The 26968-nt window shown below is 36.3% G+C and carries 25 protein-coding genes and 2 pseudogenes; 8 read left to right on the top strand and 19 right to left on the bottom strand.

Going from position 1 to position 26968, the window contains the following annotated elements:
• Positions 1–48 precede the first annotated feature (48 nt).
• From PGC14_RS12850 to PGC14_RS12840, 3 genes are read left to right on the top strand one after another with little or no spacing between them, the layout of a single operon-like run.
• Positions 49–1938 carry a sialate O-acetylesterase gene (locus PGC14_RS12850; protein ID WP_271629146.1) on the top strand — a complete coding sequence of 630 codons (1890 nt, stop codon included), beginning with the start codon at positions 49–51 and terminating at the stop codon, positions 1936–1938.
• Positions 1939–1966: 28 nt separating this feature from the next.
• Positions 1967–2764 (top strand): polysaccharide deacetylase family protein, encoded by a 798-nt coding sequence (locus PGC14_RS12845; protein ID WP_271629145.1) that lies wholly within the window; start codon positions 1967–1969, stop codon positions 2762–2764.
• A 57-nt stretch (positions 2765–2821) separates the two neighbouring features.
• A complete protein-coding gene (locus PGC14_RS12840; RefSeq protein WP_271629144.1) occupies positions 2822–4048 on the top strand; it encodes an endo-1,4-beta-xylanase in 1227 nt (408 codons plus the stop codon).
• An 86-nt stretch (positions 4049–4134) separates the two neighbouring features.
• Here PGC14_RS12840 and PGC14_RS12835 read toward each other — a convergent pair whose 3' ends face one another.
• The 4 genes from PGC14_RS12835 to PGC14_RS12820 form a co-directional block, all read right to left on the bottom strand.
• Positions 4135–6213, bottom strand: coding sequence for an alpha-amylase family glycosyl hydrolase (locus tag PGC14_RS12835; protein ID WP_271629143.1), 2079 nt, complete (start codon positions 6211–6213; stop codon positions 4135–4137).
• 171 nt (positions 6214–6384) lie between these two features.
• Entirely contained in the window at positions 6385–6840 is a 456-nt protein-coding gene (locus tag PGC14_RS12830) for a hypothetical protein (RefSeq protein WP_271629142.1), read from the bottom strand.
• A 1-nt stretch (position 6841) separates the two neighbouring features.
• Positions 6842–7156, bottom strand: coding sequence for a toxin-antitoxin system HicB family antitoxin (locus tag PGC14_RS12825; RefSeq protein ID WP_271629141.1), 315 nt, complete (start codon positions 7154–7156; stop codon positions 6842–6844).
• A 179-nt stretch (positions 7157–7335) separates the two neighbouring features.
• A complete protein-coding gene (locus PGC14_RS12820; protein ID WP_271629140.1) occupies positions 7336–7872 on the bottom strand; it encodes a WG repeat-containing protein in 537 nt (178 codons plus the stop codon).
• A 302-nt stretch (positions 7873–8174) separates the two neighbouring features.
• On the opposite strand from PGC14_RS12820, the gene PGC14_RS12815 reads away from it, so the two are divergent.
• Positions 8175–8729, top strand: coding sequence for a biotin transporter BioY (locus tag PGC14_RS12815; protein ID WP_127351006.1), 555 nt, complete (start codon positions 8175–8177; stop codon positions 8727–8729).
• Here the strand turns inward: PGC14_RS12815 and PGC14_RS12810 are convergent.
• Complete coding sequence (locus PGC14_RS12810; RefSeq protein ID WP_271629139.1) at positions 8659–10884, bottom strand: ATP-dependent RecD-like DNA helicase; 2226 nt, start codon at positions 10882–10884, stop codon at positions 8659–8661. The two genes, PGC14_RS12815 and PGC14_RS12810, sit on opposite strands and share 71 nt — an antisense overlap.
• A 358-nt stretch (positions 10885–11242) precedes the next feature.
• On the opposite strand from PGC14_RS12810, the pseudogene PGC14_RS13530 reads away from it, so the two are divergent.
• Positions 11243–11368 (top strand): annotated as a pseudogene (locus PGC14_RS13530) (stage V sporulation protein AE); the annotation flags it as partial.
• 68 nt (positions 11369–11436) lie between these two features.
• Here PGC14_RS13530 and PGC14_RS12805 read toward each other — a convergent pair.
• Genes PGC14_RS12805 through PGC14_RS12795 form a run of 3 tightly spaced genes read right to left on the bottom strand, consistent with a single transcriptional unit; the run spans position 11437 to position 14174 of the window.
• Positions 11437–12066 (bottom strand): SOS response-associated peptidase, encoded by a 630-nt coding sequence (locus tag PGC14_RS12805; RefSeq protein WP_039767482.1) that lies wholly within the window; start codon positions 12064–12066, stop codon positions 11437–11439.
• Between the two features lies 1 nt (position 12067).
• Positions 12068–12907, bottom strand: a complete 840-nt coding sequence (locus PGC14_RS12800; RefSeq protein WP_271629138.1) for an HAD-IIA family hydrolase — start codon at positions 12905–12907, stop codon at positions 12068–12070.
• Positions 12897–14174, bottom strand: a complete 1278-nt coding sequence (locus PGC14_RS12795; protein WP_271629137.1) for a glycosyltransferase — start codon at positions 14172–14174, stop codon at positions 12897–12899. Before PGC14_RS12795 ends, PGC14_RS12800 begins: the two co-directional genes overlap by 11 nt.
• A gap of 242 nt (positions 14175–14416) precedes the next feature.
• Between PGC14_RS12795 and PGC14_RS12790 the strand changes: the two genes are divergently transcribed.
• The 3 genes from PGC14_RS12790 (at position 14417) to PGC14_RS12780 (ending at position 17434) form a co-directional block, all read left to right on the top strand.
• Positions 14417–14779 carry an ArsR/SmtB family transcription factor gene (locus tag PGC14_RS12790; protein WP_127351000.1) on the top strand — a complete coding sequence of 121 codons (363 nt, stop codon included), beginning with the start codon at positions 14417–14419 and terminating at the stop codon, positions 14777–14779.
• A gap of 42 nt (positions 14780–14821) precedes the next feature.
• Positions 14822–16909: a heavy metal translocating P-type ATPase gene (locus PGC14_RS12785; RefSeq protein ID WP_271629136.1), complete on the top strand. Its 2088-nt coding sequence runs from the start codon at positions 14822–14824 to the stop codon at positions 16907–16909.
• Positions 16910–17017: 108 nt separating this feature from the next.
• Positions 17018–17434, top strand: a complete 417-nt coding sequence (locus PGC14_RS12780; RefSeq protein WP_271629135.1) for a bifunctional nuclease family protein — start codon at positions 17018–17020, stop codon at positions 17432–17434.
• A 5-nt stretch (positions 17435–17439) separates the two neighbouring features.
• On the opposite strand, the gene PGC14_RS12775 is transcribed toward PGC14_RS12780, so the two are convergent.
• The 11 genes and pseudogenes from PGC14_RS12775 to PGC14_RS12725 form a co-directional block, all read right to left on the bottom strand.
• Positions 17440–18906, bottom strand: coding sequence for a PIG-L deacetylase family protein (locus PGC14_RS12775; protein WP_271629134.1), 1467 nt, complete (start codon positions 18904–18906; stop codon positions 17440–17442).
• A 186-nt stretch (positions 18907–19092) separates the two neighbouring features.
• The gene (locus tag PGC14_RS12770) at positions 19093–20244 is read right to left on the bottom strand and encodes an RNA-guided endonuclease TnpB family protein (RefSeq protein WP_271629133.1); all 1152 of its coding nucleotides are present in this window, start codon (positions 20242–20244) and stop codon (positions 19093–19095) included.
• Positions 20238–20644, bottom strand: a pseudogene (gene tnpA, locus PGC14_RS12765) (IS200/IS605 family transposase). Before tnpA ends, PGC14_RS12770 begins: the two are co-directional and overlap by 7 nt.
• Before the next feature lie 485 nt (positions 20645–21129).
• Entirely contained in the window at positions 21130–21726 is a 597-nt protein-coding gene (locus PGC14_RS12760) for a TatD family nuclease-associated radical SAM protein (RefSeq protein WP_011915800.1), read from the bottom strand.
• Positions 21727–21768: 42 nt separating this feature from the next.
• Positions 21769–22533 (bottom strand): TatD family hydrolase, encoded by a 765-nt coding sequence (locus PGC14_RS12755; protein ID WP_271629132.1) that lies wholly within the window; start codon positions 22531–22533, stop codon positions 21769–21771.
• Positions 22530–24497, bottom strand: a complete 1968-nt coding sequence (metG, locus tag PGC14_RS12750) for a methionine--tRNA ligase (protein ID WP_271629131.1) — start codon at positions 24495–24497, stop codon at positions 22530–22532. The genes PGC14_RS12755 and metG overlap by 4 nt, the downstream gene beginning before the upstream one ends.
• Positions 24498–24555: 58 nt before the next feature.
• Positions 24556–25116, bottom strand: coding sequence for a DUF6512 family protein (locus PGC14_RS12745; protein ID WP_271629130.1), 561 nt, complete (start codon positions 25114–25116; stop codon positions 24556–24558).
• 2 nt (positions 25117–25118) lie between these two features.
• A complete protein-coding gene (locus PGC14_RS12740) occupies positions 25119–25847 on the bottom strand; it encodes a 2-phosphosulfolactate phosphatase family protein (RefSeq protein ID WP_271629129.1) in 729 nt (242 codons plus the stop codon).
• A gap of 25 nt (positions 25848–25872) precedes the next feature.
• Positions 25873–26301 (bottom strand): nucleotidyl transferase AbiEii/AbiGii toxin family protein, encoded by a 429-nt coding sequence (locus PGC14_RS12735; protein ID WP_271629128.1) that lies wholly within the window; start codon positions 26299–26301, stop codon positions 25873–25875.
• Between the two features lie 28 nt (positions 26302–26329).
• Positions 26330–26512, bottom strand: a complete 183-nt coding sequence (locus PGC14_RS12730) for a nucleotidyl transferase AbiEii/AbiGii toxin family protein (protein WP_271629127.1) — start codon at positions 26510–26512, stop codon at positions 26330–26332.
• Between the two features lie 30 nt (positions 26513–26542).
• Positions 26543–26848 (bottom strand): DUF6922 domain-containing protein, encoded by a 306-nt coding sequence (locus PGC14_RS12725; RefSeq protein WP_011915794.1) that lies wholly within the window; start codon positions 26846–26848, stop codon positions 26543–26545.
• Positions 26849–26968 lie beyond the last annotated feature (120 nt).

Genomic DNA, 26968 nt, shown 5'->3' with positions numbered 1-26968 from the left:
AACAATCCAAATTTAAAAAACATTAATATTGTTTCGAGGTGATTAATTATGCCATTAAGATTGCCACTTTTACTGAGTGATGGAATGGTACTTCAAAGAGATAAAAAAGTAAAGGTATGGGGCTGCGCTGAGCCAAGAGAAACAGTAACAGTAAACTTTTCAGGCAAATCATATATGACTGCAGCTGATGATGACGGAAAATGGGAAGTTACTCTGCCACCAATGCAGGCAGGAGGTCCTTACTCTATGGAAATAAAGTCCCAAAATTCAGTTATTACTATTAAAGACATACTGATTGGTGATGTATGGGTTTGCTCTGGACAATCGAATATGGTTGTGCCAATGGAAAGAGTAATAGATATCTACAAGGAAGAACTTGACGATTGCGATATTCCTTTAATTAGACAATTTACAGTTCCAGACAGATACCATTTCAAAGGTCCAAAGGAAGATTTAGAGGGGGGAGTCTGGGAGCCTTTGAATAAAGAAACAGTACTTAAATTTTCAGCTGTGGGGTATTTTTTTGCAAAAGCGCTTTACAAAAAATACAACATACCAATTGGACTGATTAAAGCATGTGTTGGTGGAACTCCAATAGAAGCGTGGATGAGCAAAGACATAGTATACAACTTTCTTGAAAATCCTGAAGAACTTGAAAAACTCAAAGACGACGGCTATATAGAATCTGTCAAAAAAGAACAAGAGGCAAAAATAAAGGCATGGTTTGACTATTTAGATGCTTTTGACATTGGACTTAAAAATCAACCTCTACCATTCTTTGATGAAAACTATAGCCCATCTGATTGGAAAATAGTAAACATCCCGGCTACATGGAAGGAAATGGGACTTGACTCAACAATAGGTGTTGTGTGGTTCAGAAAAGAAGTAGACATACCTTCTTACATGGCAGGAAAACCAGCAAAATTATATCTTGGGACAATAGTTGACAGTGACTTTACATATGTCAACGGAAAGCTGATTGGTTCAACTTCATATCGATATCCACCAAGAAAGTATAATATACCTGCAGGTCTTCTAAAAGAAGGAAAAAATACAATTGTTGTAAGGGTTATAAGCAACGATGGAAATGGTGAATTTGTAAAAGGAAAAGAATATAAGCTATTTACAGAAGATTGCAAGCTTGACCTCAAAGGTCAATGGCTGTGCAAGGTTGGAGTTCAAACCAAAGAACCTCTGCCACCACAAACTTTTTGGCAGTACAAACCTACAGGTCTGTTCAATGGAATGATTACACCGCTTCTAAACTACAGTATAAAAGGTATAATATGGTACCAGGGTGAGTCCAATACAGACAGGCCTGAAGGCTACTGCAAAAAGCTATGTAGCCTTGTTGAAGACTGGAGAAAGAAATGGGGTGATAGCAATCTACCATTTTTATATGTGCAGCTTGCAAACTTTATGGAAGCAAAGCCGCAGCCTTGTGAGAGCAACTGGGCAAGGCTGAGAGAAGAACAAAGAAGAGCACTTCTTTCCCTTGACAATGTGGGAATGGCAGTTGTAATTGACCTTGGTGAGTGGAACGACCTTCACCCATCGAACAAAAAAGATGTAGCTCAAAGGCTTGCTCTTCTTGCGAAAAAAGTGGCTTACGGTGAAAAAGACTTGGTCGCATCAGGTCCTCTTTACAAATCCATGAAAATTGAAGGAAACAAAATCATCTTAGAGTTTTCAGAAGTGGGCAGCGGGCTTGTTGCAAAAGGAGGATGTATGCTAAAACACTTTGCAATAGCTGGAAAAGACAAAAAATTTGTATGGGCAAATGCTGCAGTTGAAGGTGACAAAGTGGTTGTGTGGCACGACAGTATTCAAAACCCTGTTTATGTAAGATATGCTTGGGCTGACAATCCAGAAGGTGCAAATCTTTACAACAAAGAGGGTTTGCCAGCATCTCCTTTTACAACTGAAGATGAGATTTAAAATATTTCGCTTAATGGAGGGATTATAAATGAATATATGCTATTTATTCCCAGGTGGCAGATCGAAGGCGCTTACAATGAGCTATGACGATGGACAGGTATATGACAGAAAACTTGTCAGTTTATTTAACGAATACGGAATTAAAGGAACTTTCTTTTTAAACTCAGCAAATCTCGGCAAGGATATCTTTGTTCTTCCTGATGAAGTTTCTAAGCTTTACAGAGGGCATGAAGTTGGAATACATGCAAAAACTCATCCTTTTTTAGACTCAATACCCCTTGAAAGCATAATTGAAGAGATTATTGAAGACAGGAAATACTTAGAGACCCTGGTTGGATATCCAGTCAAAGGAATGTCATATCCATATGGAGTTTACAATGAAGAAGTTGTTAAGATTTTGCCATCGCTTGGCATTGAATATTCAAGGACGGTAAATTCTGATTACAGTTTTAACATACCAACAAATTTTTTTGTGTGGAATCCAACCTGCCATCATAAACAAGATTTGCTCGAAATTACAAAGAGGTTTCTGGAAACAGAAAATAAAAATCATCTACAACTTATGTATGTATGGGGCCACAGTTTCGAGTTTGAACGAGAAAACAACTGGAAGCTTATGGAAGATTTTTGCAAGATGGTTTCAAAAACAACTTCTGTTTGGTTTGCCACAAATATTGAAATTGTAAGATACATCAAAGCGTTGAGAATGCTTGAGTTTTCTGTAAAAAGAGATATTGTTTACAACCCTTCGGCTATTTCTGTATGGCTTTCTGTAAATGGCCGTACTGTGGAAGTAAAAGGAGGTGAAATTGTTGAAATTAAGTAGCTGGTAATACGATTAAACTTGAGTTTTGTGAATATTTGTTTTTAGGAGGTTTTAAAAATGGATAGATACGAACACCGAAAAAGCCAAGTTCTATTGAAAATCACCGCAGCTGATGGCAAACCTTTGAAAAATGTTGAAATCACAGTCAGCCAGAAAAAACACAAGTTTTTATTTGGATGTGCAGAATTTTCAATTGTTCCTTTTGTAAACGGCGAGTTTTCAGGTGACCTGAAAGAAAAAACTGAGATGGCCTTTGAAAAATTTGTTGGCCTTTTCAACTTTGCTACTCTTCCTTTTTACTGGGGCAGGTTCGAACCTGTCAGGGGCAAACCAGATACGCAGCGGCTTAAAAAAGCAGCTGAGTGGTTAAAAAATGGTGGTTTTGTTCTCAAAGGTCATCCACTTTGCTGGCACACAGTTACTGCTGACTGGCTTTTAGAGCTTACCAATGACCAAATTTTAGAAGCTCAGCTTATGAGGATAAAGCGTGAGGTAAGCGATTTTGCCGGTCTTATCGATATGTGGGATGTAATAAATGAGGTTGTTATAATGCCAAACTTCAACAAATACGACAATGGAATCACCAGAATTTGCAGGCAATACGGCAGAATAGGTCTTGTCAAAATGGTCTTTGACGCAGCAAGAGAGGCAAACCCGAAAAGCATTCTGCTTATCAATGACTATGTTGTATCAGACGCCTATGAAATATTGATTGAAGCATTGCTTGATGCAGGTGTGAAGATTGATGCAATAGGAATACAGTCACATATGCACCAGGGTTTCTGGGGAGTGGAGAAAACAGAGGAAGTGCTTGAAAGGTTTTCACGTTTCGGCTTGCCTCTTCACTTTACAGAAGTTACGTTAATCTCTGGAAAGCTTATGCCACCGCATATAAAAGACCTCAACGATTACAAGCCTGAAAGCTGGCCATCAACTCCTGAGGGCGAAGAAAGGCAGGCAATGGAAGCAAAACTTTTCTACAAAATGTTGTTTGCACACCCACTTGTTGAAGCAATTACATGGTGGAATTTCATTGATACTTTCGCTTGGCTTGGCGCACCAGCCGGATTTATTACAAAAGATGGCAGAGTAAAACCTATTTACTCCACCCTTTACCAATTGATAAAGAAAGAATGGTGGACAGATACACAAAGGTTGATTACAGACGAAAATGGCACTGTAAAAGTATCAGGTTTCATGGGCGAATATGAAGTTGTTTGCAAAGACAAAAAAGCTAATTTTGTCCTTGACAGGGCAAATGAAGTTGTAGAAATAACTCTCTAAAAGAAGTTTTTCTATGTAAAACAGTTTCATACATAAAAATAGAAGGGGCTTTTCATCCACCGTTTTTGGAACAAAGCCCCTTCTTTTTATTTTGCTAAAACAATTTTTATATCCAAAGGCTCTAAAAAGATGCTGAGTTTTTGATCTTGAAACTTTACAGGGCTGGTACTTTTAAGAGCAAATAGCGTGCCAACTTCTTTTATTTCTCTTGCCAAACCAAGCTGTGCCTTTTCTAAATTAATTTCTACTCTCTTTGCTCTTAGCAAATCAGCATTTGCAATGACAATCAAATACTTCTCAGCCTTTAGCCCAAGCTTGTAGCCAAATGCTACGACAAATTTGCTGTTGTATGGAAACTTAATATAGTTTTCAGGTTTAATAAAATCAACATACCTTTTTCTTATTTTTGACACAGCAGAAATTATTTCTATCATCTCTTGAGCGCCGTCATTTGTCCAGTGAAGAGCATATCTGTCAAAGAATGCAAGCTTGCCGTAAAGCGGGTCAGACTTAAGTAACTTAAACCTTCCATCTGGCTGTGGGTCAAGTCCTAAGTTCATCGGCTGGACCTCAAAAACCTCTTGCCCTGATGTCAAGAAGAAAACTGCATTTGGCAAAAAGTTGTTGAGAACAACAGAAAACCTTGAAAAATTTTTGCCGCCTACCCTTGAGGCCGCCCGCGGACTGTCTGGAATCTCAGATGCTGCAAAAACAGGAAGTTTTAATTTCAAAAGCTTGTCTATCATCTTTTTGAGATTTCCCTCATAATACCTTGGCTCTCTTGCCCAAACATCTCCAATTATCATGTCATAGCCTGACTCTTTTGCTTTCTTGTCGCCGCTCAAACTTAGCTCTTCTGCAATAAAGCAAAAATCAGGATCCACTTCTTTTGCCTTGGAGATTATCATGTCTTCCAACTCTTTTGGCAGCGCATGACCCATATCTATTCGTGCACCATCAATCCCAAACTTCTGCTGGTAATGTACAATGATGTTTGAAATCCTTTCCCAAAGTTCTATGTTTGGCTTTTTACCTTTGAAAATATTTGCCCTTATAGTATCAAAAAGAATATAAGGTGGCTGGTCTTGATCTACATATTTTGCAGACTGCACAGGATGGTCTAAATAAAGCCTCAAATACGTAACATCTGTCCAGGGCGGCTGTGGGTCGTTCAGACAGTCAGAAAACGCAGGTGCAGTTGTAAGCCCTATTTCCTTTTCTATCAGCTCAAAAAAGTCTATATCTGGATTTTTCTTGCAACTTTCTTTTATTTTTTCCCACTTTTCAGGTGCGTACTTGTCAGGTGAGGGCATAAAAAGCTTTAGATGCTCCTTTACAGCGGGGTCTTTGTAGATAAGTTCAATGTTAGACTCATCTGCCTTTGTGAACTCTTTTATCAGTGTTAGCTTTGGTAGGCTGTATTTTTCTCTGTCTGAGACTTTTATCCAGTAAAACCAATCAGGATGTTCTAAGATAAAATCTGAATCCCTTGCAGATGTTCGCGGTATTATGTCTATAACAAATCTTATTCCAAGTATGTGGCAAGCCTCAATAAGAGCTGCAAACTCTTCTTCTATTGAAAGTTCATCTGTCATAGGGTCTTTCAAAACAGGGTCAAGTTCAAAAAAGTTCTTGACTGCATATGGTGAGCCCATCTCACCCTTTTTGTATCTTGTGCTGTTTTTGGTAATAGGAAGTGTGTAAATGGTGTCAAACCCCATCTTTTTGATAAGAGGCAAAAGCGCAATTGTTTTAACGAAAGTTCCAGTGTCTTTAAGTGCAAATTCATTTTCAAGTTTTAACTCTCCATCGCTGTCATGGTCCCAAGCAGAGCTTGTTCTTATCTGCATTCCATAGACGCTGCTTTTTTTAATCCAATTGCCTTGAGCAGATAAAAAAACTCCTTTTTTTCTTTCAATTTGTGCTAACGATTGCAGGTAATTAGTATTTGAATCTGCATAGGGTAAAATAGCTTTTGTTATGCATTCATAGAGAAAGTTATAAGGATTTACCGAAATTGTGCCATCAAAATTTTCTCTTTTTTCCTCACCTGAATAGTTGAAACTATCCCATATCTTTGGTATTCTATAGTCATTTGTTTTGCTCCACTTCTCAGATTTTTCTTTGAGAATCTGCAGCAGGTTCAGAAGACTGGAATTTTGCAAAAGAACTCTCCCCTTTCTGCTTTTTTTAGTCCATGCAAAATCAATTCTTAATCAGCAAACGTTTGCATTTTGTTGAGAATATTATATCATATTGTCACACAATTGGATAGAAGAAATTTTATTAAAAAAAGTAACTTCCTTACATAGAAAAATTTGCGCAAAAGCTCTATGTTAGATGGAGGCTTTTGTATTTTTCTTTTTTGTGTCTTTTGGAACATCCAGCTCAAGTGAAATTATAGGCGGGATAATGTATGGCTGTTTTAACATTCTGTCTGTCAAAAAACTCACTATATAGCTTACTTCAGGTGCAAGTGCATCAAGTAAAAAAGGAACATCATTTAAAACTATCTCTTCATTAATGGCTTCTTTAAACAAGTATTTTCCTATTACCTCTAATTTTATCTTAAAAAGATTTTCAGGTATACTTTCAATATTTATCACTAATTTAATGTTTACTTGGTTATTTTCAATGTTTACAATTTTATAATCATAGTTTAGTGTATGATCTATTGATTTAGGGGGATTCGATAAATCTAACATGCTTTTTGCTTCCACATCCTGCAAAAATACTGCAACTCCTTTTATTAAATCTTTAAATGATGAACTATGTCTTTTCTTTTTGGGCAAATTAATCCCTCCTATCTTTTTGTTGGAAATTACCCAGCTGTAAAACGGGAGGAACGTAACGCTCCTTTTTTATAAAGATATTCCGGATCGATCCTTTAAGAGTAGAACCAGGAATATATGGAATAGTCAATTCTTGCGTTTTATTTTCTCTACATCCCAAAGCGTAAGAAATCAAATGTTGAATAAAAGAATTTAAGCTGACACCTTCTTTTTTTGCTTCCTCTGCCAAGCGCTTATGAAGCGACTTTGGAATGCGCAAAACAAGTCTTCCGCTGTACTCTTCTTCTTTATACTCATCTGGCGGTGGAATTTGCATTCCTTTTTCTCCTGCTGTTTCAATCCAGCATTTGATTACATTTTAAGTTTCCCCAATGCTTTAATAGGTACCGCAAAAGCATATTTTTTAAAGTTTGCAGAATGTAAATAGTGGTAAAAACAAATTGAGGGGATTTTGGCATAATTCGCTAAAATCCCCTTTTGTTTTTCTGATACAAATTATTTGCTTTTTACCGGCAGGTTTTTGGTCTTAAGAGGATTTGCAATAATCCCCCACTTGCCGTCCTTTTTAACCCACGCAAGACCTTCTGAAAATTCTCTTACGCTTTCATATATTAAAGGTACAACTTCTTTACCAGTTTTGTCTACAAAACCCCACTTACCTCCCTTCTTAACCTTTGCAATTCCCTCAAGAAAATTATAGTCTATCTCGTCATATATTATAGGCACAACTACTTTTCCTGTCTTGTCTATAAACCCCCACTTGTTTTCTTTCTTTACCTTTGCAAGCCCTTCATGAAAATCCCATACTTCATCATATATAAAAGGCACAATAACTTTACCTCTCTTATCTACAAAACCCCACTTACCTCCTTTTTCCACTGCAGCAAACCCTTCGTGAAAATCTCTTACATCACCAAAATCAAACGACGGTTTTATCACATAAGTAACACTAACTTCATTCTTTGCACCAGCTGTAGGCAAAACACTCAAGCTTAAAAGTATAATAAGTATAACTGACAAAAGTCTTTTCATAATTTATTCCCCTCCAAATTTTTAATAAACTTTTTATGTTTCTTTAAAACCAGAGTTTGGAACCAAAGAAAATTAAAAAATTTGCCCTTTAATATCTATAATAATACAACCATACAAAGTTGTAAATACCTACATTAATTTAAAAAAGCAGTACAGAAATCTTTTTCTTTTCATCTCATTTATTTAAATTCTTTTCATTTTTCCAAACCACCCATCATCCTTCTTGACAATTGTCTATTTCCTTGCTATATTTTTAGTAAACCATTTTTAAATAAAAAGTTTACTTTAAGGGGGCAAAAAATATGGAATATACAAAGAGCACATATACAACAAAAATGCTTGTTCTTTCTGCTCTTTTTGCAGCAGTTGTTGCTGCATGTAGCCAAATTTCAATTCAAATTGGGCCTGTGCCGTTTACTATGCAGGTTTTGGCAATTTTCTTGGCAAGCTTAATTTTGCCACCAAAGTATGCTTTTTTAAGCCTTCTTGTCTATGACCTTTTGGGGGCTGTTGGTATTCCTGTTTTCGCTGGGTTTACTGGTGGGCTTTCTAAGTTTGTTGGCCCAACAGGTGGGTATTTAATAGCTTTTCCAATTGCTGCATTTGTAACAAGCTATATAAATACAAAAAAGCCAATAAAAAATGATATTATTAACGCAGCTTTCGCTCTCATTGTTGGTTTGTGCTTAATTTATACATTGGGATTTTTGTTTTTAGCAGTTGCTGCTCATCTTACTTTAAAAAAGGCTTTTTTGGTAGGTGTTGCACCATTTGTAATACCTGATATTATAAAGCTTGCAATTGCGTATCTTTTAGCTTCCTTTTTAAAAAGTCGTAAAGTGCTGAATATCGCATAGCCTCTTTTTGGTTTGCTATCATGTACTCTAAGGCACTTTTTTTACCCACCAGCACAACAAGTTCCTTTGCGCGCGTAACTGCTGTGTACAGAAGGTTTCTTGTCATTAAAATCGGGTAGGTCTCAACAACTGGCATTACAATGCACCTAAACTCAGACCCTTGGGATTTGTGAACAGTCATGGCATAAGAAAGCTCCAAGTCATCCAAGAGAGAAAAGTCGTAAAATACAAGCTTGTCATCGTCAAATACAATCTCCATTGCACCGCCTGCCCTGTCAATGTCCTTTATAACCCCAATATCGCCGTTGAATATCCCTGTTGAGACCTTGCCCTTCTCTTCACCTTCTATAATTGTAAATTCAAGTGAATAGTTGTTCTTTATTTGCATCACCTTGTCGCCGACTCTGAAAGTGTTTTCTTTGTAGACAACCTCCTTTTTAGACCCATCTTTGGGATTTAAATACTGCTGAAGTACCCTGTTTATATTGTACATCCCCACAACTCCTTTTTTAGATGGACACAAAACCTGAATGTCTGTCAGCGGGTCGGCTGATAAATAGTTTGGCAGCTTTTTTGTTACAAGTTCAACAATGGTTTTTAGTATTTCCTCTTGAGAATTTTTTTGAATGAAATAAAAATCACTGTTTTTCTGAAGGTATGGAAACTCACCATTGTTTATCCTGTGTGCGTTTAAAACTATAAAGCTGTCTTCACTTTGTCTATACACTTCAGTAAGCCTTACATATGGAACAACATCGCTTCGTATCAGGTCTTTTAATATATTTCCTGCACCAACAGAAGGGAGCTGGTCTTTATCGCCAACTAAAACAAGTCTTGTTGTATCTTTTGTCGCAGAAAGAAGATAGTACATAATGTAGCTGTCAACCATGCTCATCTCATCAACTATAATGACATCACATTTCAAGGGATTATTGGGTCCTTTTTGAAAAAACACTTGAGAATCTGTTACAGTCATTTCCAAAAGCCTGTGAATAGTCTTTGCCTCTTTTTCACATTGCTGCTGCATCCTCTTTGCTGCCCTTCCAGTTGGTGCACACAAGAAAACCTTTTTGCCTTCCTGCTCAAATATCTCAATTATACATTTTATAATCGTAGTCTTTCCTGTGCCGGGCCCCCCAGTAATCACACTCACACCTTGAGTTAGGGCCATTTTGATAGCTTTTTTCTGATTCTGAGAAAATACTATGCTGTTTTTCTTTTCAAACTCAGAGATTCTTTCATCTATGTCTAAAATGTCATCATATTCCTTTAGCATTGAGGCAATCTTTTCCGCGATATACCTTTCACACTCAAAAAATCCATATAAAAAAACCATCTCAAGACCGTCAACAGTATCAATAACAACCCTTTTTGCTTTTATAAGACTATCAAGTGCTTCTTCAACCTTCTCTGTATCTTGTTCAAGCGCCTTTGAAACAAACAAAATGAGTTTTTCTTTTGGAAGGCATGTATGCCCTTCATTATTGCTACCCATGTTTAAAAGATTTACAATCTTTGCTGAGATTCTTCTCATATCATCAGGTGAAACTCCCAAGTCAAATGCAAGCCTGTCCACTTTTTTAAAGTCAAGCTCTGGAAACACGTCAAGTAAAAAATAGGGGTTGTCGTAAAGTAGACCCAAAGCTGAAAAACCATATAATTTAAAAAGTCTCATTGCATGGTTTTGTGAAAGTCCATACTGGGAAAATATTGTCATGATGTCTTTTAAAAACTTCTGGAACGAAAACATATTCTTTATTCTCTCAACCTTCTCAGGTGTCATTCCGCGTACAGCCAAAAGCTTTTCAGGTTCTTCCTGCAAAATTCTCATTGTATCGTCGCCAAACATTTCCACAATTTTCTTTGCAGTCTTCTGCCCAATGCCTTTTATGACACCTGAAGAGAGGTAGAGGTAAATCTCATCCTTTGTCTCCGGCAAAAGCTTTTCAAGGTACGACACTTTTAGCTGCTGACCATAGACAGGGTGGACATAAAATTCACCATATACTTTTACTTTCTCACCAATTACAATGTCAGGTACAATTCCAACTGCTGTGAAAACCTCATCATCGCAGAGTATCTCAAATACTGTGTAGTTGTTTTCTAAGTTTCTATATATAATGTCGCTTACCATGCCTTTTATGTCTTGAAGCATCTTATATAAATCCTCTCTTGCTGCAAAAATTTTTCTTTCTCTTGCTACATTATATCTTACTCCAAACCAAAAACATTCTCAAGCTCACATTCTTCTTTTATTGTGCACACTCCCCTTGCCCACATAGACATAAAATAGTGGCTAATGATACTTGCAGCAGTTATCCTGGTTTGTGGGGGAATAAGGATGAATTTAAAAGAAAAAAGTTCAATAATACCAGAGCATGGTAAAATCTATTGAGCCAAGGACAAATACTCTGAAAAACTGCCTTTTAGCGTTTTTTATATGAGCATTCCTGTAATTGTGCATGTACTATCGATTGAAGTTGAATAGATTGTTACCTTTTTAATTCCACAGAGAGGTGAAAAAAATTGGATTTGTTAGGGCATTTACAGGGGGAGTATCAAGGACAGTTGGCGGTATTGCTGCAGCTGTGTTTTTTGGGTATATAATTGCACTTATTTTTAATCCTAAGAGTAAATAGAATTTCTCATACTAGACTTCAAAAGATTCCTAAATCTAATGTTTTAGAACAAATGCAAATTTATCTCCTTACTCATTGATCTTTTCAATTTCCATTTCCCCCTCATATGGTTTTAGCACAGTCTCAAAAAGTTTCCTCAAGATTTTCTCATTACCTTTTTCAAAAAGCCACAAATCCTCATATTCTTTTTTTAGTACCACTGGCATTCTGTCATGAATTGGCTTAATTTGGAAATTTGGTTGCGTTGTGATAATTACAAATGCATCAATTTCAGTGTCATCTCCTAAATTGATTTTCTCGTAAAGCCCCGCCATGTAAAAAAGGCTTCTGTCCTGAGGCTTTATTAAAAGCTTTTGCTTGCCATCATCTTGCTTTTGCCACTCATAAAATCCGACTGCTGGAACAAGACATCTTTGATGAGCTATCTTTTTGAAAGTCCACTTTTCAAGCAAAGTCTCTGCCCTTGCGTTTATTATCACCTGCTTTTTGCCCTCAATAGGAAGACCCCAGCGGGCAATTGTAGCATCTTTCCCATCTTCACTTGCAACAACTACAGGGACAAGCTCTGTTGGGAAAATCTCTCCTATTTTGAGTTTGTCCAAAAATGGTGTACCATAAAATTTTTGATTAATTCTTTGTAAGATGTTTTTTATCTCTTCGATTTGTTCATCTGGCAAAAATAGATATCTTCCACACATTTCACTTTACACCCCTGTAAAGAATTTTCAAATCCTCATAGATATCCTCGATTGAGTTATATATCAAAGTAGGCTTTACCTGGAATTTTTCTATATCCTCATAATTCGTCTCGCCAGATAAAACAAGAATTGAAATCATTCCATTGTCATTTGCCATCTTTATATCTGTATAGAGCCTGTCGCCAATCATAGCCATTTTGCTTTTTTCTACATTCTTAAACCTTGAGATGACCTCAACAATTATTGAAGATGGCTTTCCAATATAAAGAGGCTTTTTCTTTGTGGCATTTTCAAGCATTATACAGATTGAGCCACAATCTGGAATGTACTCACCACCGTCAAGAGGACAAACCAAATCAGGGTTTGTTGCCAAAAAAGGCACTCCTTTTCTTATAAGCTTGCAAGCATCCAGTAGCTTTTTGTAGGTAAGTTCTGTGTCAAACCCAACAATCAGGTAATCTACATCTTCTTTTTCAATGCTATTTACAACATTTATCCCAAAACTTTTGAGTTCATCTTTCAAAGACTGTGTCCCCACAACATATGCACTGACAGCACTTCTTTGGTCAATACTTTTAAGATAAATAGCAGTTGCCTGACCCGATGTGAGAAGGTTTTCTTTTGTAATCTCAATTCCCATTTTTGATAACTTTTTTAAGTAGTCATCAGAGCTTTTTGATGAGTTGTTTGTCAAAAACAAAAACTCTTTATTATTTTCTTTTAAAAGCTGTACAAACTCCTTGCTGCCCTCAAATAACCTGTCGCCAAGATAGATTGTGCCATCCATGTCTAGTAAAAAAAGATCTATTTTCCGTAGCAGCTCAAACTTATTATTTTCCATGTTTTAGCCCAGCTCCTTTTTTTGATTGTGCAAGCTTTATCACAGTATTCACAAACTCCTCATACGCTTTTTGAGCATTGAACTTTTCTTCCCATGTCTTTCTTGCCTCAATACAAAATCTCTGATACTCTATCTCTGGCATTTCAATAAATCTTTTTATTAACGATGAGAGCCTATCTGCTGAAAAATCTTTTTCAAGCAAATAACCATTTGATCCATCTTTTACAATCTCACGCACACCGCCAACGTCTGTTGCCACAACTGGTATTCCAAATGACATTGCCTCCATGATTGAAACTGGAAGACCTTCAGATGAGCTTGTATTTACAAACAGGTTGAAATTCTCTTTGGCATAAAGCTCTGTAATTCTATCGTTCGGCATAAATCCCAGAAAATTGTAGCTAATATTTTCTTTTTTTGAAAGTTTCTCATCTGCATAATTTTTTATGTTTCCAAAAAGATCACCATCACCTATGTGAATCCATGAGATTTCATAGTCTGTAATCTTCTCAAGGCTATCTATTATTTTTTCAACCCTTTTGACAGATACAACCCTTGCACAGCTGACTATCTTAAAAGGCTTTGATCTTTTCTTGTTAAGATTTATTTCATAGTCATTGAAAGTTCCAAGGTATGAAACGACTGCTTTGTCTGTATTATACCTTTTATTTATATATTCTGCACCCATCTTGGAGCATGCAAATACTTTATCAATGTGATTTATTATAAACTCCTTACAGGGCTGAGGGTAAAGTTCTCTATATAGGTCTGAGCGATGCGCTCTTGAGATTTTTAGCGCAACAGGCTTTTTAAAAAGAGAAATAGCAAATGCCAAAAAGTGAAACCAATAGGAATAAAGGATTGTATCTTTTGGGTCAATTCCTTCTTTTTCAAATAGTTTGCTAAGATTTTTCAATGTTATGCTTGTCAAAAAGATCCATCTAAAAATCATCCAAAGATAGAGTATCTTATACCTAATTGTGCTTTTTTGAAAAACTGCCTTGAAGGCTTCTTTTATTGCAAGTCCTATTAGCCTTGGAGAAATAAATAAAACATCCTTTATTGTGTACTCAACATCCCACACTTTTACCTTTTCGTGGGGTTTGTATTTGTCACCATTTTTTAATTTTTTGGGTAAAATCTTGCCCGCTTGAACTGGCAGAATATAGATCGTGTCAAAAGCCTTACAAAGAAAATCTATCTCGTTTCCCACAAACACATCCCTTTTAGGATGGGGATAGCCAATTGTAAGGAGTATAAGGTTCACCTGTCAAACCCCCAAAAAAATTTTTTACAATCCTCTTCTTTTCAAGTGTAGCACTTGAAAAGATTTTGCGTCAAGGATTTCAAAATTATATTGCCATCTTTCAAGCTAAAAATCCTGTGGTGGTTGACAAGACAATACAAAAAGATATATAATGAACATATGAATAATTGTTCATATGTTTTTTAAAATAGAATCTTAATTATTTTTGCTTAACAATCCACCAGTGATTTGAGGTGAAATGAATGTCAAAAAAGCTTGAAATTTGCTCATGCACAGTGATTCATCAGGACATCCTTGAAAAGGTTAAAAAAGATTTACCTGATGATGAGAAGCTATTTGATCTATCTGAGTTTTTTAAAGTGTTTTCTGATTCCACAAGAGTGAAGATTTTAAGCGCACTTTTGATATCAGAGATGTGTGTATGCGATTTAGCAGCGCTGCTTCAGGTAACGCAGTCGGCAATATCTCACCAGCTGCGGCTTTTAAAGGCATTTAGGCTGGTTAAGAGCAGAAAAGAAGGAAAAGTGGTCTATTACAGCTTAAACGATGACCATGTAAAAAGTATATTAGAGCTTGGGCTTTTGCACCTTTCAGAAAAAGCTTGATTTGTTTACAAAAATTAATAACATCAAGAGGGGATGGTAAATTTGAGAAATGGCAAGGTTGAACTCATATTAGAAAATCTTTCCTGTGCAAACTGTGCAGCTAAAATTGAGGAAAGGGTAAATAGCCTATACTTTGTCAAAAGTGCAAATTTGAACTTTGTCACAAAAAAGCTCACAGCTGAAATCTCACCTAACACTTATAAACTCTTTTTGGATAGTGTTGCAAGAATTGTAAATGAAATTGAGCCGAACGTGAGAGTTTTAGAGGCAGAAGCCGAAAAGCCTGTGGTTGATATAAAAGAACTGTCTTTGATAATTCTGTCAATTCTCTTTTTTGTAATTGGACTTTTTATTTACAAAAGAACTTGGTGGGGGCTGATATTTTTTGTTTTGGCATACATTTTAGCGGGAAAAGATGTAATAAAAAAGTTTTTGAAAAATCTACTTCTATTAAAAGTCTTTGATGAAAATTTCTTGATGACAGTTGCAACAATCTCTGCCTTTTTGCTCAAAGAATATCCTGAAGCAGTCCTTGTTATGCTTCTTTACAAAACAGGCGAGCTGCTTGAAGAGACAGCAATCAGAAGGTCAAGGGAGACCATAAATTCCTTGAAAAACCTTGAAATTGAATATGCAAACCTGAAGATTGAAAATGAAATAAAAAGGGTAAATCCAAAAGACATCGTTCCTGGTGACATTGTCATTGTCAAAGCAGGTGAAAGGGTACCTATTGATGGAGTTGTAGCAGCAGGTAGATCTTTTTTGGACACATCTGCAGTCACAGGTGAGTCAAGGCTAATTCCTGTGAAAAAAAACGATGAGGTCTTTGCGGGGTCAATAAATATTGATGGAACGATAGAAGTGCTTGCTAAGAGCTTTTACAAAGACTCTACAATTTCAAAGATAATAGAGATTGTAGAAAATGCAACATCTAAAAAATCACAGACAGAGAGGTTCATTACTTCTTTTGCAAAGGTTTATACCCCTATTGTTACGCTCTTTGCTCTTTTGGTAGCACTCTTACCTCCACTTTTGTTTTCACAGCCATTTGACAAGTGGGTTTATAGGGCACTGATATTCCTGATTATTTCTTGCCCGTGTAGCCTTGTTTTATCTGTGCCTCTTTCCTATTTTGCAGGGGTTGCACGACTATCTAAAGCTTCAATCCTTGTAAAAGGGACAACATACATTGACAAGATGGCAAGGAAAATTTATGCTATTCTTTTTGATAAAACTGGAACTATCACTCAAGGCAGCCTAAAAGTTGACAAAGTTGTGACAAAAGATATATCCCATGAAGAGTTTATAAAACTTCTCTGCCACATAGAAAGTTTTTCAAATCATCCAATTGCTCTTTCTGTTACCAAAGAATTTAAAGTCAAAGTTGATGCCCAGTTAGTAAAAGAAGTAAAAGAGTATCCTGGCAAAGGAATAGAAGGAGTTGTAGATGGCAAAAAAGTCATTGCTGGAACAAAAGAGTTTTTAGAAGAAAATGGTGTTAAGATTGATATAAAAGAAGATTTTATTGCTTCAACAGCAGTATATGTTGGTGTAGATAATAAGTTTTGTGGATATGTGGTTTTGAAGGACTTTCTCAGACAAGATATAAAAGATACATTGAATTTGTTAAAAAAACTGGGGACAAAAACTTATCTTCTCACAGGTGACAAAAAGGAAGCTGCTGAAGAATTAGCAGGTGAACTTGAGTTTGATGGAATTTTTGCAAATCTTCTTCCTCAAGACAAAGCAAAGATTGCTGAAGACATAAAAAAAGTTGCTAAAAATGCAACAGTTGTATTTGTAGGTGACGGGATAAATGACTCCCCTGCCTTGGCTGTATGTGATGTTGGAATTTCGTTTGCACAGAACGCCTCAAGCATTGCAACTGTAGCAGCAGATGTAATACTCCTTGAAAATTCAACTGTTAAAATTCTGGATCTGATCCAGATCTCAAGGTTTGTTCGCAGGGTTGTAATACAAAATATTTCAACTTCGCTATCTATAAAGTTTTTAGTTATGGCTTTGGGTGCACTGGGTTTTGCAAATCTTTGGGAGGCAGTTTTGGCAGATGTCGGCGTTGCTTTAATTGCCATTTTGAACTCACTTAGAATTTTAAAAAACCAAAAATAATTTTTTCTAAAATCTTTATTTGACCCCTTGCTTTGTGTCATAATATTAAAGTAAGGGGTCTTTTGCTTGGTTGTAAATTATTCCAATTTAAAAGAGGTGCTATTCACTATGATTGAGATGTACGTTTTAAACGTTGCATTCTTCCAAGAAGGTGGAGGATTTGCGGTCCTGTTGTGTGACAAGAACAACAAAATGGTACTTCCAATCTTCATTGGGCCTTTAGAAGCACAGTCAATTTCACTCGCCCTTGAAAAGCAGCAACTTCCACGCCCAATCACACATGATTTGATGGTCAACATCTTTCAAAAATTTGGTATTTCAATTCAAAAGGTTGTAATCACCGACATCAAAGATGGAACTTACTATGCAGAGCTTTATCTTAAGGACTACAATAATGTCATATCTGTCATAGACTCAAGACCGAGCGATGCAATTGCACTTGCACTTAGAACAAACAGTCCTATCTATATGGCACCAAAGCTCATTGAATTTACCTACAAGTACGAAGAGCTAATTCCTCAATAAAGGTTTTATTTTAGCAGTATCACCTTCCATGCGCTTCTGTCAAGCTGCCGACCCAAAAATTCTGTCCTGAGGCTCAAGAACAACATATTTGCATTTTGTAAATCTTTCTTTGGCAGAACTATCATCATATAATTTTTGTTTCTTTGAAATTTTGAATTATTCAAAGAAAACTGAGGAGCTGTCATACTTTTTATGCTTTTCATTTTACTTCCTGAAATTTGGATGTACATCCTTCCAAGATATTTTTGGTCTTTGAATGCACGAATGTGAAGGTAATAGTTAATAAGTCTTTTTGCAGACCCAACCATTCTGATACCAATATATATATTTTCGCTATCATGTGCAGCATAAATGCTATCTATGTCCGCACCTTTTTCAAAAATAAGCGACCAGATATCATGCGTTGGCTCTTCTATCACCAGATATTTAGGCGAAAACAGGTTGTCACCCTCATACCTTTTGGCAACGCTATTGCCAAGCTTTGCAAAAAGTTCGTTTTGCCTTATAAAAGCCTCCAAAAACCCTCGCATAACCTTTATCTGAGAATGATAATCTGAAATAGAGTTTGCTTTTTTCTCTATCATAAAACCATCAAGTGGCACCTGATACCACTTAGTGTCTGTAAACGCAAGTTTAAAGGGTGGTACTAAAAACATGTCCGGGTGCTTGCCAAACGGAGTTGGCCAGTCACCTCTGTGGACAAGATATTGCCATTCTTCACCTTTATATCCCAGCTGTAGAAGTGAAAACTTTACAAATGCAGATGTGGCCCAATGGTCAGGATGCTGGTCACGTGAGTATGGGTATATTATCAAATCTGGCTCAAATGACTTTATTATACTCTCTATGTTTTTCACCACGTTTACGCCTTTGTATTGGACATTTTTCTCATAGGAATTTGAATATGGACTATGAAAAGTTCGGGTAAGGGGATTAAAATAGCTCACTTTTGAGTCAAAGTACTTTTCCCAAAGATACCTCAAACCCCTATCAGGGTATCCCAAGAAAATGATATTCTTCCTGTCAACCCCTAAATCCTCAAGCGCATGAATGGTCTCTTTTTGACGAAGGTATCCAAATTTAATATAGTCTTCGGCTTTTAATCTAATCTTGCCAAAGTTTTGACCAGCCGCTCTTGTAAAACCGTCACCGTTTGTCATCACAACAACCTTAACTTTGCTACCTGCTGCAAGTGCTTTTTGAATAACACCTGCAGATGAGAGTGTTTCATCGTCACAGTGTGGTGCAAATATGAGTATTTTTTTGTAATTTTCCGGGGAAAGTTCGGGTAGCTGGGTTGAAAAATAGTAGTTTGAAAGATACTCTTTTACCAAAAATAAAAGTACATTTGCCAAAATCCATGCAGCAAAGATGTAAAGTATATATTTTCTTTTAAACCTTCTTTTCTTCTCTTTTTGAGTTTTCCTAAAAACTACTCCTCTTTTTTCTTGACCCAATCTGTACTTTGCCATGTTGTTTTTAAAATTCCCCTTTGACAAAAAAAATATGCCTTATTCTATTTTACAATATTTTGTGAACTACCATCCACCTGAAGAGGTGGAGGCTTCCTGCTTCATCGACCAGACTTGCTACTGGGATTGTATTCCCAGCAGTAGAGGTCCAGGTCTTTGCAGGCGTAAATTCGGGTGGTCCCCACCCTACTGATTCCTTATATAAGCAATTCCATAGTTTTTCAGGTTTTTTGCAGCATTTTCATCTCTATCATGGACTGCTTTACATTTCGGACATATCCACACTCTATCTTTCAACTTTAGCTCTTTGTTGATGTATCCACATCTGCTACACATTTTCGAAGATGGAAATGACCTGTCTGCCTCTATGACTTTCATGCCATACCAATCTGCCTTGTATTTAAGATATCTCAAAAACTTTGACCATGAACTATCAAGAATGTGCTTTGACAATCTTGTTCTTGATAATCCCTTTACGTTCAAACTTTCGACCACCACGACTTGGTTCTCGTCTATGATGGTCTTAGATATCTTGTGCAAAAAGTCTTCCCTTGAGTTCTTTACATATTCATATTCCTTTGCAAGTCTTTCTCTTGCTTTCTCCCAGTTTTTAGAACCCTCTTTCTTCCTTGATAACTGCCTCTGTAACCTTTTTAATCTCTTCTCAGCTTTAATCAGATACTTTGGGTATTCAATTTTCGAAATCCCTGTATCATTTGCAATCGTAACAAAACTTATAAGCCCTGTATCTATCCCACAGATGAAATTCTCTCGTTTAGTTATCTCATTCTCAAAAATTCGATTTACCTCCTTATTTCTTGGGTCCTGCACATCTACAAGTATGCTTACATAATACCTGCCTGCTTTTGTCTTAACAACTGTTGCCGATTTTATTTTTCCTTCAAACTCCCTGTGAAATACTGCTTTTATTCCACTTTTCACCTTCGGTAAATACAAAAGCCCCTTCTCAAAGTCTACCCTAATTGTTTCGTTTCCGCTCTTTGTTTGTTGGTTATTCGTTGTATATGACTGCTTGTCTTTCTTTCTCTTAAACTTTGGTATTCCAAAATGCTTTGGGTTTTTGAAAAAGTCTTTGAATGCCTTTTCCTGCTTCATTTGAACATTTGCAAGTGCAAGACTATCCACTTCTCTCAAGAAAGGATATTCTTTTTTATACCTTGCTGGAGTTATTCTTGGAACTTTTTTACCTTGTTTCAAAGCTTCCAGTTTTTCCTCTAACATCTTGTTCCATACAAATCTACAGCAACCAAATGCCTTCTCAAAGAATTCTTCCTGTGCTTTAGTTGGATATATTCGATACCTATATGCTTTCAACACTTTCTTTTCTCACCTTGACTTTCAATGTATTTTCTAATCACTTCAACCGGTGCACCACCACTTGTCAGCAAACAATAACTTCTTGATCAAAAATATTCCTTCCACAGTTTTTGCCTAATTTCAGGAAATTCCTTTTTATAAGCCTTGAAGAAGCACTTTTATAAGCATTTATAAACTTGGAAAGTGATGTTGTAGGAGTTGCCTTGAACAAAACATGCACATGGTCTTTATCATGATTCCACTCAACCAGGGTTATGTTGTAATTAGGTTGAATATACTCAAAAATTTCTTTTAGCCTTCTTGAAATTCTCTCATCTATCACATCTTTTCTGTATTTTGTTACCAAAATCAAATGATAGTACAGTAGAAATACTGAATGTTTATTAGTATCAAACTTCATTGTCATCACCAGTTTAATTGTATACCGAAACCAAATATTTATCAACTGCAATTCATCTCCATCTTACAGAAGATGGAGACTTCTTGCAGAATCTTTGTTAAAAAATTCCCCCTAAAATCGCAAGCGGGCAGAAGCTCCTTTGCTTGTAGAGCTCCTGCCCGCTTTCTATATAAAAGGAGGAAATGAATCGGGGGGATTCCACTGTATGTATTTTTTAAAAACTCAAGGGGGTTGTCCGCCGCATTTCTTTGTTGTCTGTCCCTTGCTCCGCTGTTTACAGTTTTAATTATATGTTTTTTGTATACACCAATCAATACCAAAAATAAATGAACTTTTTCAAAGTTTTTATTCTGTTTTTGTAGATGTGGTTATGTGAATAATTGACCGAATTACATAAAAAAATGTGATTTTTTTATATATTCTAAACATAATTTTAAGTTGCGAACGCCGTCAGTTTCATTTTCAGCTCTGAGCAAAATCAAATTTTATCCCTCATACGCTCTCAATTTAAAATTCACACCAAGGTCTCTGGCAATTTCCTTGCACCTGTCTATCTCCTCTTCATCTATGACCGTATCTACACACGAAACCCATACTTCTCTTATGTATTTTTTGCTTTCTTTTATAAACTCAATCACATGGTCATATATGTCTTCATAAAATGGTCTACAAATCTCATTGTACTTTTGTTTGTTTGAAGCGTTAAGACTTATCGAAATTCTGTCAATAAGCCCATGAAGAAGCTGTGGAACATTTTTCTTGTGAATGTAAGAGGCATGTCCATTAGTGTTGACTCTAAGTGGCACAGATGTCTTTTCTTTTAGCCTTTTTGCAACCTCAATCACAGTATCAAGTCTTATAAGAGGTTCTCCATAGCCGCAAAAGACAATCTCATCATACTTTTGTGGGTCTTTTATGCTGTTTAAAATCTCATCTGCTGTTGGATCATGGTCAAGCCACAGGTCATACTCGCTACCGAGCCCTTTTTCAGTGTTTCTTATGCAGAATATGCATGAGTTTGTGCATTTGTTTGTAACATTGATATATAACTTGTTGTCAATTGTGTATGTTACCATTCCCATCTTTACTTTGATTCATCTCCCATCTTTTTTTGTTTTTTAGCTTTATTTAATACCAAACACATCCATGGCATTTTGGGTTGTTTTTTCAATTACCTCATCTTCAGATACTCCCTTTATCTCTGCAATTTTTGTTATCACATACTTTAAATATGTTGAATCATTGCGCTTACCTCTGTACGGATGAGGAGTGAGATAAGGGCTGTCTGTTTCAAGCATCAAAAGTTCAAGCGGGCATTCTTTTACAACCTCTATGAGCTTTTTTGCATTCTGGAATGTCACAACCCCGCCAACAGAGATATATATCCCTTGTTTTCTTAAAATTCTGCTCATCTCAACACTTCCTGAATAGCAGTGAACCAAAATTGGTATTTTGCCAATTGCATGTTCTTGTAAAATATCAAGTGTGTCTTTATGCGCTTCTCTTGAGTGAACAACAATGGGAAGATTTAATTTCTTTGCAACCTCAATCTGGCGAATAAAAACCTCTTTTTGCACATCTCTTGGTGAAAAATCGTAATGGTAATCAAGGCCTATCTCACCGATCGCAACATTTTTTTCAAACTTGGCAAGCTCAAAAAGACCATCTTCAAAATCTTTTGGTGCATCCTTTGCCTCGTGAGGATGAATTCCAACAGTTATATAAATGTTATCATATTTTTTTGCAATCTCAATGTTTTCTTTTGAAGACTCAATAGAAGAAGAGGATGAGATGGCAATTATATTCTCTTCTTTCAGCCTTGCCATCACATCCTCTAAATCGTTCAAAAACGCTTCATCATCATAGTGAGCATGAACATCTATGATCATTTTACTCTTGCTCCCTCTTTGATGTCTTTTTCAGGAGTAATTAGGCAAAGCTCATCATCGATTGATGCTGCCAAAAGCATGCCCTGCGACTCAACACCACGCAGTTTTGCAGGCTTTAAGTTTGCAACAACCACAATCTTTTTGCCAATGAGCTGGTCGGGTGAATAGTGTTTTGCAATGCCTGCAACTATCTGGCGTTTCTCATCACCTAAGTCAACAATGAGCTTAAGCAGCTTGTCTGCACCTTCAATCTTTTCTGCTTCCAAAATCTTGGCAACTTTGAGTTCAATTTTCGAAAAATCTTCTATTGAAATATACTCTTTCTTTTCATCTTCTCTTTTGTCATCTGCCGGAACAGCACCTTCTATTTTGGTAACATCAGTTTTATTTTGCTCTTGCACTTCTTGCTCCTCCTTTTCATCAACTATCCTGGGGAAAAGCGGCTGGTCTCTTTTCACTTTTGTGCCATCTCTAATTAGCCCAAAAGTTGCCGCTGACTCCCAAGATGTTATATCAGGATTTTCATCTTTTGAAATTCCAAGCTGGGCAAGCATCTTTGGTGTTGTCTGTGGCATAAATGGTTCTATCAATATTGCAACAATCCTCAAAACCTCTGCTAAGTTGTACAAAACTGTTTTCAAGCGCGGATGCTTAGATTTATCCCTGCCAAGTACCCACGGCATTGTCTCATCTATATACTTGTTCGCTCTTGCAATCAGCTTCCAGATTTCTATCAAGGCATTTGAAAATTGAAGCTCATCAAGGCATTTGCACACTTTTTTGTATACTTCCTTTGCCAAGGTTATTAGTTCATTGTCAAGATCTTCTTTTACTTCAGGAAGATGGATAATTCCATCAAAATACTTTTCAATCATTGCAACTGTTCTTGACAATAAATTTCCAAGATCGTTTGCAAGGTCGCTGTTGTGCCTTGTCTTTAATGCATCCTCTGAAAAGTACCCATCTGCACCAAATGGAATCTCACGCAAAAGGAAATATCTTAAGCTATCAACCCCATACTTTTGAGCAAGCACTACTGGGTCCACTACATTTCCCTTTGACTTTGACATCTTTCCACCCTCTAAAAGCAGCCAGCCATGGCCAAACACCATCTTAGGAAGAGGAAGCCCCAGTGCCATCAGCATTGCCGGCCAGATAATTGTGTGAAACCTGACAATCTCTTTTCCAACAAGGTGAACATCTGCCGGCCAGTATTTTTTGAACTTGCTGTCATCCTCGCTCATATACCCCAGTGCTGTTATATAGTTTGAAAGTGCGTCTATCCAAACATAGATTACATGTTTTGGGTCAAATGGCACAGGGATTCCCCATTTTAAAGTTGTTCTTGAAACGCATACATCTTCAAGTCCTGGTTTTATAAAGTTGTTTATCATCTCATTTGCGCGCGACTGTGGAACAATAAAATCCGGATGCTCTTCAATATACTTTACAAGTGCATCTTGGTATTTTGAGAGTCTGAAAAAGTAGCTCTCTTCTCTTGCCCTTTCAACAGGTCTGCCACAGTCAGGGCACTTGCCATCAACAAGTTGCCTGTCAAGCCAGAACGACTCGCACGGTGTACAGTACCAACCCTCATATTCGCTTTTGTAGATATCACCTTGCTCGTAAAGTTTTGTGAATATCTTTTGAACGACCTTTTTGTGACGCTCCTCTGTTGTTCTTATAAAATCATCGTATGAGATGTTCATAAGCTTCCAAAGATCTTTTATTGACGCAACTATTTCATCAACATATTCTTGAGGTGTCTTGCCAACCTCTTGAGCTTTTCTTTCTATCTTTTGTCCATGCTCATCTGTTCCTGTTAAGAAAAACACATCATACCCTTGCAGCCTTTTGTATCGTGCTAAAGTGTCGGCTGCAACTGTGCAGTATGTGTGACCAATATGAAGTTTGTCCGATGGATAGTATATAGGCGTTGTTATATAAAATTTTGGCTTTTCCATGAACAATTTTCCTCCCCTTTTTGGAATTCTTTTAAGATTTAGAATATATTTTTTACACCTACATTCCATAACGCTTGTGAGCAAAATCATAAAAAAGTTCTGGAATTTTGGGTGGAAAGTATGTAAATAATGGAAATAAAACCAGCATTATAATTAAAAGTAGTACAAACGGCCCTTTTTTTACCTTTCTATTTGACAGTGTTATTCCAAGTGAAACAAACTGGGCAATTATTACTGCTAAGACAAAAGTGAGTATATCAAGAATTAGGTTGTTTTCTAAAAATGCTGTATAGGTGTAGAAAAACACCGCTGTTAAAAATGGTATTAAAAATAGTGCAACTGATTTTCCTACAATAAAATTGTCAAACTTCTTTCCATAAATAATAAATTCAATTATGTAAAAAATCAACCCTCCGAAAAATCCAATCTTAAGATGCTCCCATACACTATCGTTGACTGCAAAAATCACAGCAGATGCCTTTATTCTGCCGAAAAAGTCAAACCCAAAGTGAAGTAAGCTTGAAATTGCAATGATTACAAATATGCCTACAATAGATGTTATTTTGGCTCTTTTTCTATAAATTCTCTTTGAGTATGAAGAAAGATAGATTTCAAACATTTTTACACCTTCTCTACTACCAAGTTTTTGTACTCACATACACAATCCACAAAGTCTTTTCTGAGACAAAATTCAAGGTCAGCTTCAAAGCCAAGTTTCTTTAAATGATTATAGTGATATGAATATTTTAATATTTCATGAGGGTCATTTTCAAATTTTTTATAAAGCACATGTGATGCAAGAGAAAGATCATCTAAAAACACATCTGGAAGATTCTTTTTAAATAAATCTACAAAATAGCCAGCGCAAAGGATGTCTTCAAGTGTGAACTTCTCTTCTGTTCCGGCACACACAATTGAGATTGTGTCAATGTTATAGTGTAGAGTTTCTTTCATAATATACTCTGCAGTTTTTTTAGCATTTATAAATGAACCAAGAAAGATTCGCTTTGCAAAGGATGCTTTCTTGAGCGCTCTTGTACCGTTTGTTGTTGTCATAACCACAGTTTTGCCAAAAATGGCTTCCTTTTTGTACGAAAGAGGTGAGTTGTCAAGGTCAAAACCTTCAATTTTTAAGCCGCCTCTCTCTCCTCCAAGAAGAACGCTTTCATCTAACCTCTTTAAAAGCCTCGCTTCAGAAATATCCTCAACAGGAATTATTCCTTTTGCACCATTTGAAATAGCCCAAATCATGGTGGATGTTGCCCTGAGAAGATCAATAACAACGGCATATGAATCTTTTAAAACATCATCAGTTACCTCTTTGTAGTGCGAAAATGTAATTATCTTCAAGATGGTACACCTTCTTTCTTGAAAATTATTGTTCTATTAATTTGAGTAATTTCCGACAACTATCTAAGAAAAACCTCTTGACATTATCCCAGTCAAGTCTAATGAACATCTTGGGCATTGCTTCATTTTCAGCATCATCAAAGTAACAGAGACTTATAATGATATGATAAAGATTTACCATTTTGTTTGGAAATTTTTGTGGAAGAAGCTTAACAAGCTCTTCCAACTCTATTCCTGATTGGCATATACAGTACAAATCAATAAAATCTTTTTTTGAGCCTCTTGAAGAAATAGCAACTAATTTCATCACACCTATATCTATTTTTGAAGCAATTTTCAAGCCTTTTATTTCAGTTGGTATTACAAGACTATCTAATAAAGGATTAGGATAATATAGCCATGTTACCCTAACTCCATCTAAAAGCATATGAAGAGTATCTTTTGCTGAGTACAATATGTTTATATCGCCTGCTTTTTCCAATTTATATATTATATAGTCGCTTGAAAATTCTATTGGTGAAAAAGTCGAAGTCCTCTGAAACTCTATGTCCAAGCTGCAAAGCAAGTCCTGTCCCCCCACCTAAGTAAAACTCTCCAATTACATCACTTTTTACAATCTTATTTAGAACTTCATATCTTTGATACTCTAAAACATTAAAAAACATCTTAACGCTAACCTCCATTTTGAAATACCCCTAAAACGGAAACATCCCTTCCATCTTTTTGAAAACCTCAAAACACCTCATTTCATCCTCTTTCAAATTAAAATATAGTTGCCAAAATCTTGCCGGTTTTTTCAAAAGACTTCTGCTATTTTTTACAACATCTTTAATCTCTTCTTTTGAATATGTGCTAAATAGCCACTTTATTGAGTCTTGATCTCCAAAGTTAAGAAGGCGTGTGATGATAAATGCTTTATGCCTCTGAATGTCTAAATCTTCAAATTCAATATCCCAAAAGAATTTTTTAAACTTTTCGGGTATTTGAGTTTGGCTGTCCATCTTAAAATCATAAGCCCCCAAAAAGAGTTTGCTTTAACTTTATATATACCATACTTGAGCAAAAAGATACACATTTTTTTAAACTTTTGAGTAAGAATTGTGGTATAATAAAGATGTGAG

This window comes from Caldicellulosiruptor sp. DIB 104C (assembly GCF_028198085.1).
Classification (GTDB): domain Bacteria; phylum Bacillota; class Thermoanaerobacteria; order Caldicellulosiruptorales; family Caldicellulosiruptoraceae; genus Caldicellulosiruptor; species Caldicellulosiruptor saccharolyticus.
This window is presented reverse-complemented; position numbering and strand designations above follow the sequence as displayed.

Bases quoted from the DNA above. Each gene is read 5' to 3' on its own strand.
- PGC14_RS12850 (WP_271629146.1), top strand. From the start codon at position 49: ATGCCATTAAGATTGCCACTTTTACTGAGTGATGGAATGGTACTTCAA.
- PGC14_RS12845 (WP_271629145.1), top strand. From the start codon at position 1,967: ATGAATATATGCTATTTATTCCCAGGTGGCAGATCGAAGGCGCTTACA.
- PGC14_RS12840 (WP_271629144.1), top strand. From the start codon at position 2,822: ATGGATAGATACGAACACCGAAAAAGCCAAGTTCTATTGAAAATCACC.
- PGC14_RS12825 (WP_271629141.1), bottom strand. From the start codon at position 7,156: ATGCAAATTCCACCGCCAGATGAGTATAAAGAAGAAGAGTACAGCGGA.
- PGC14_RS12820 (WP_271629140.1), bottom strand. From the start codon at position 7,872: ATGAAAAGACTTTTGTCAGTTATACTTATTATACTTTTAAGCTTGAGT.
- PGC14_RS12815 (WP_127351006.1), top strand. From the start codon at position 8,175: ATGGAATATACAAAGAGCACATATACAACAAAAATGCTTGTTCTTTCT.
- PGC14_RS12810 (WP_271629139.1), bottom strand. From the start codon at position 10,884: ATGCTTCAAGACATAAAAGGCATGGTAAGCGACATTATATATAGAAAC.
- PGC14_RS12805 (WP_039767482.1), bottom strand. From the start codon at position 12,066: ATGTGTGGAAGATATCTATTTTTGCCAGATGAACAAATCGAAGAGATA.
- PGC14_RS12800 (WP_271629138.1), bottom strand. From the start codon at position 12,907: ATGGAAAATAATAAGTTTGAGCTGCTACGGAAAATAGATCTTTTTTTA.
- PGC14_RS12790 (WP_127351000.1), top strand. From the start codon at position 14,417: ATGTCAAAAAAGCTTGAAATTTGCTCATGCACAGTGATTCATCAGGAC.
- PGC14_RS12780 (WP_271629135.1), top strand. From the start codon at position 17,018: ATGATTGAGATGTACGTTTTAAACGTTGCATTCTTCCAAGAAGGTGGA.
- PGC14_RS12775 (WP_271629134.1), bottom strand. From the start codon at position 18,906: ATGGCAAAGTACAGATTGGGTCAAGAAAAAAGAGGAGTAGTTTTTAGG.
- PGC14_RS12760 (WP_011915800.1), bottom strand. From the start codon at position 21,726: ATGGGAATGGTAACATACACAATTGACAACAAGTTATATATCAATGTT.
- PGC14_RS12755 (WP_271629132.1), bottom strand. From the start codon at position 22,533: ATGATCATAGATGTTCATGCTCACTATGATGATGAAGCGTTTTTGAAC.
- metG (WP_271629131.1), bottom strand. From the start codon at position 24,497: ATGGAAAAGCCAAAATTTTATATAACAACGCCTATATACTATCCATCG.
- PGC14_RS12745 (WP_271629130.1), bottom strand. From the start codon at position 25,116: ATGTTTGAAATCTATCTTTCTTCATACTCAAAGAGAATTTATAGAAAA.
- PGC14_RS12730 (WP_271629127.1), bottom strand. From the start codon at position 26,512: ATGTTTTTTAATGTTTTAGAGTATCAAAGATATGAAGTTCTAAATAAG.
- PGC14_RS12725 (WP_011915794.1), bottom strand. From the start codon at position 26,848: ATGGACAGCCAAACTCAAATACCCGAAAAGTTTAAAAAATTCTTTTGG.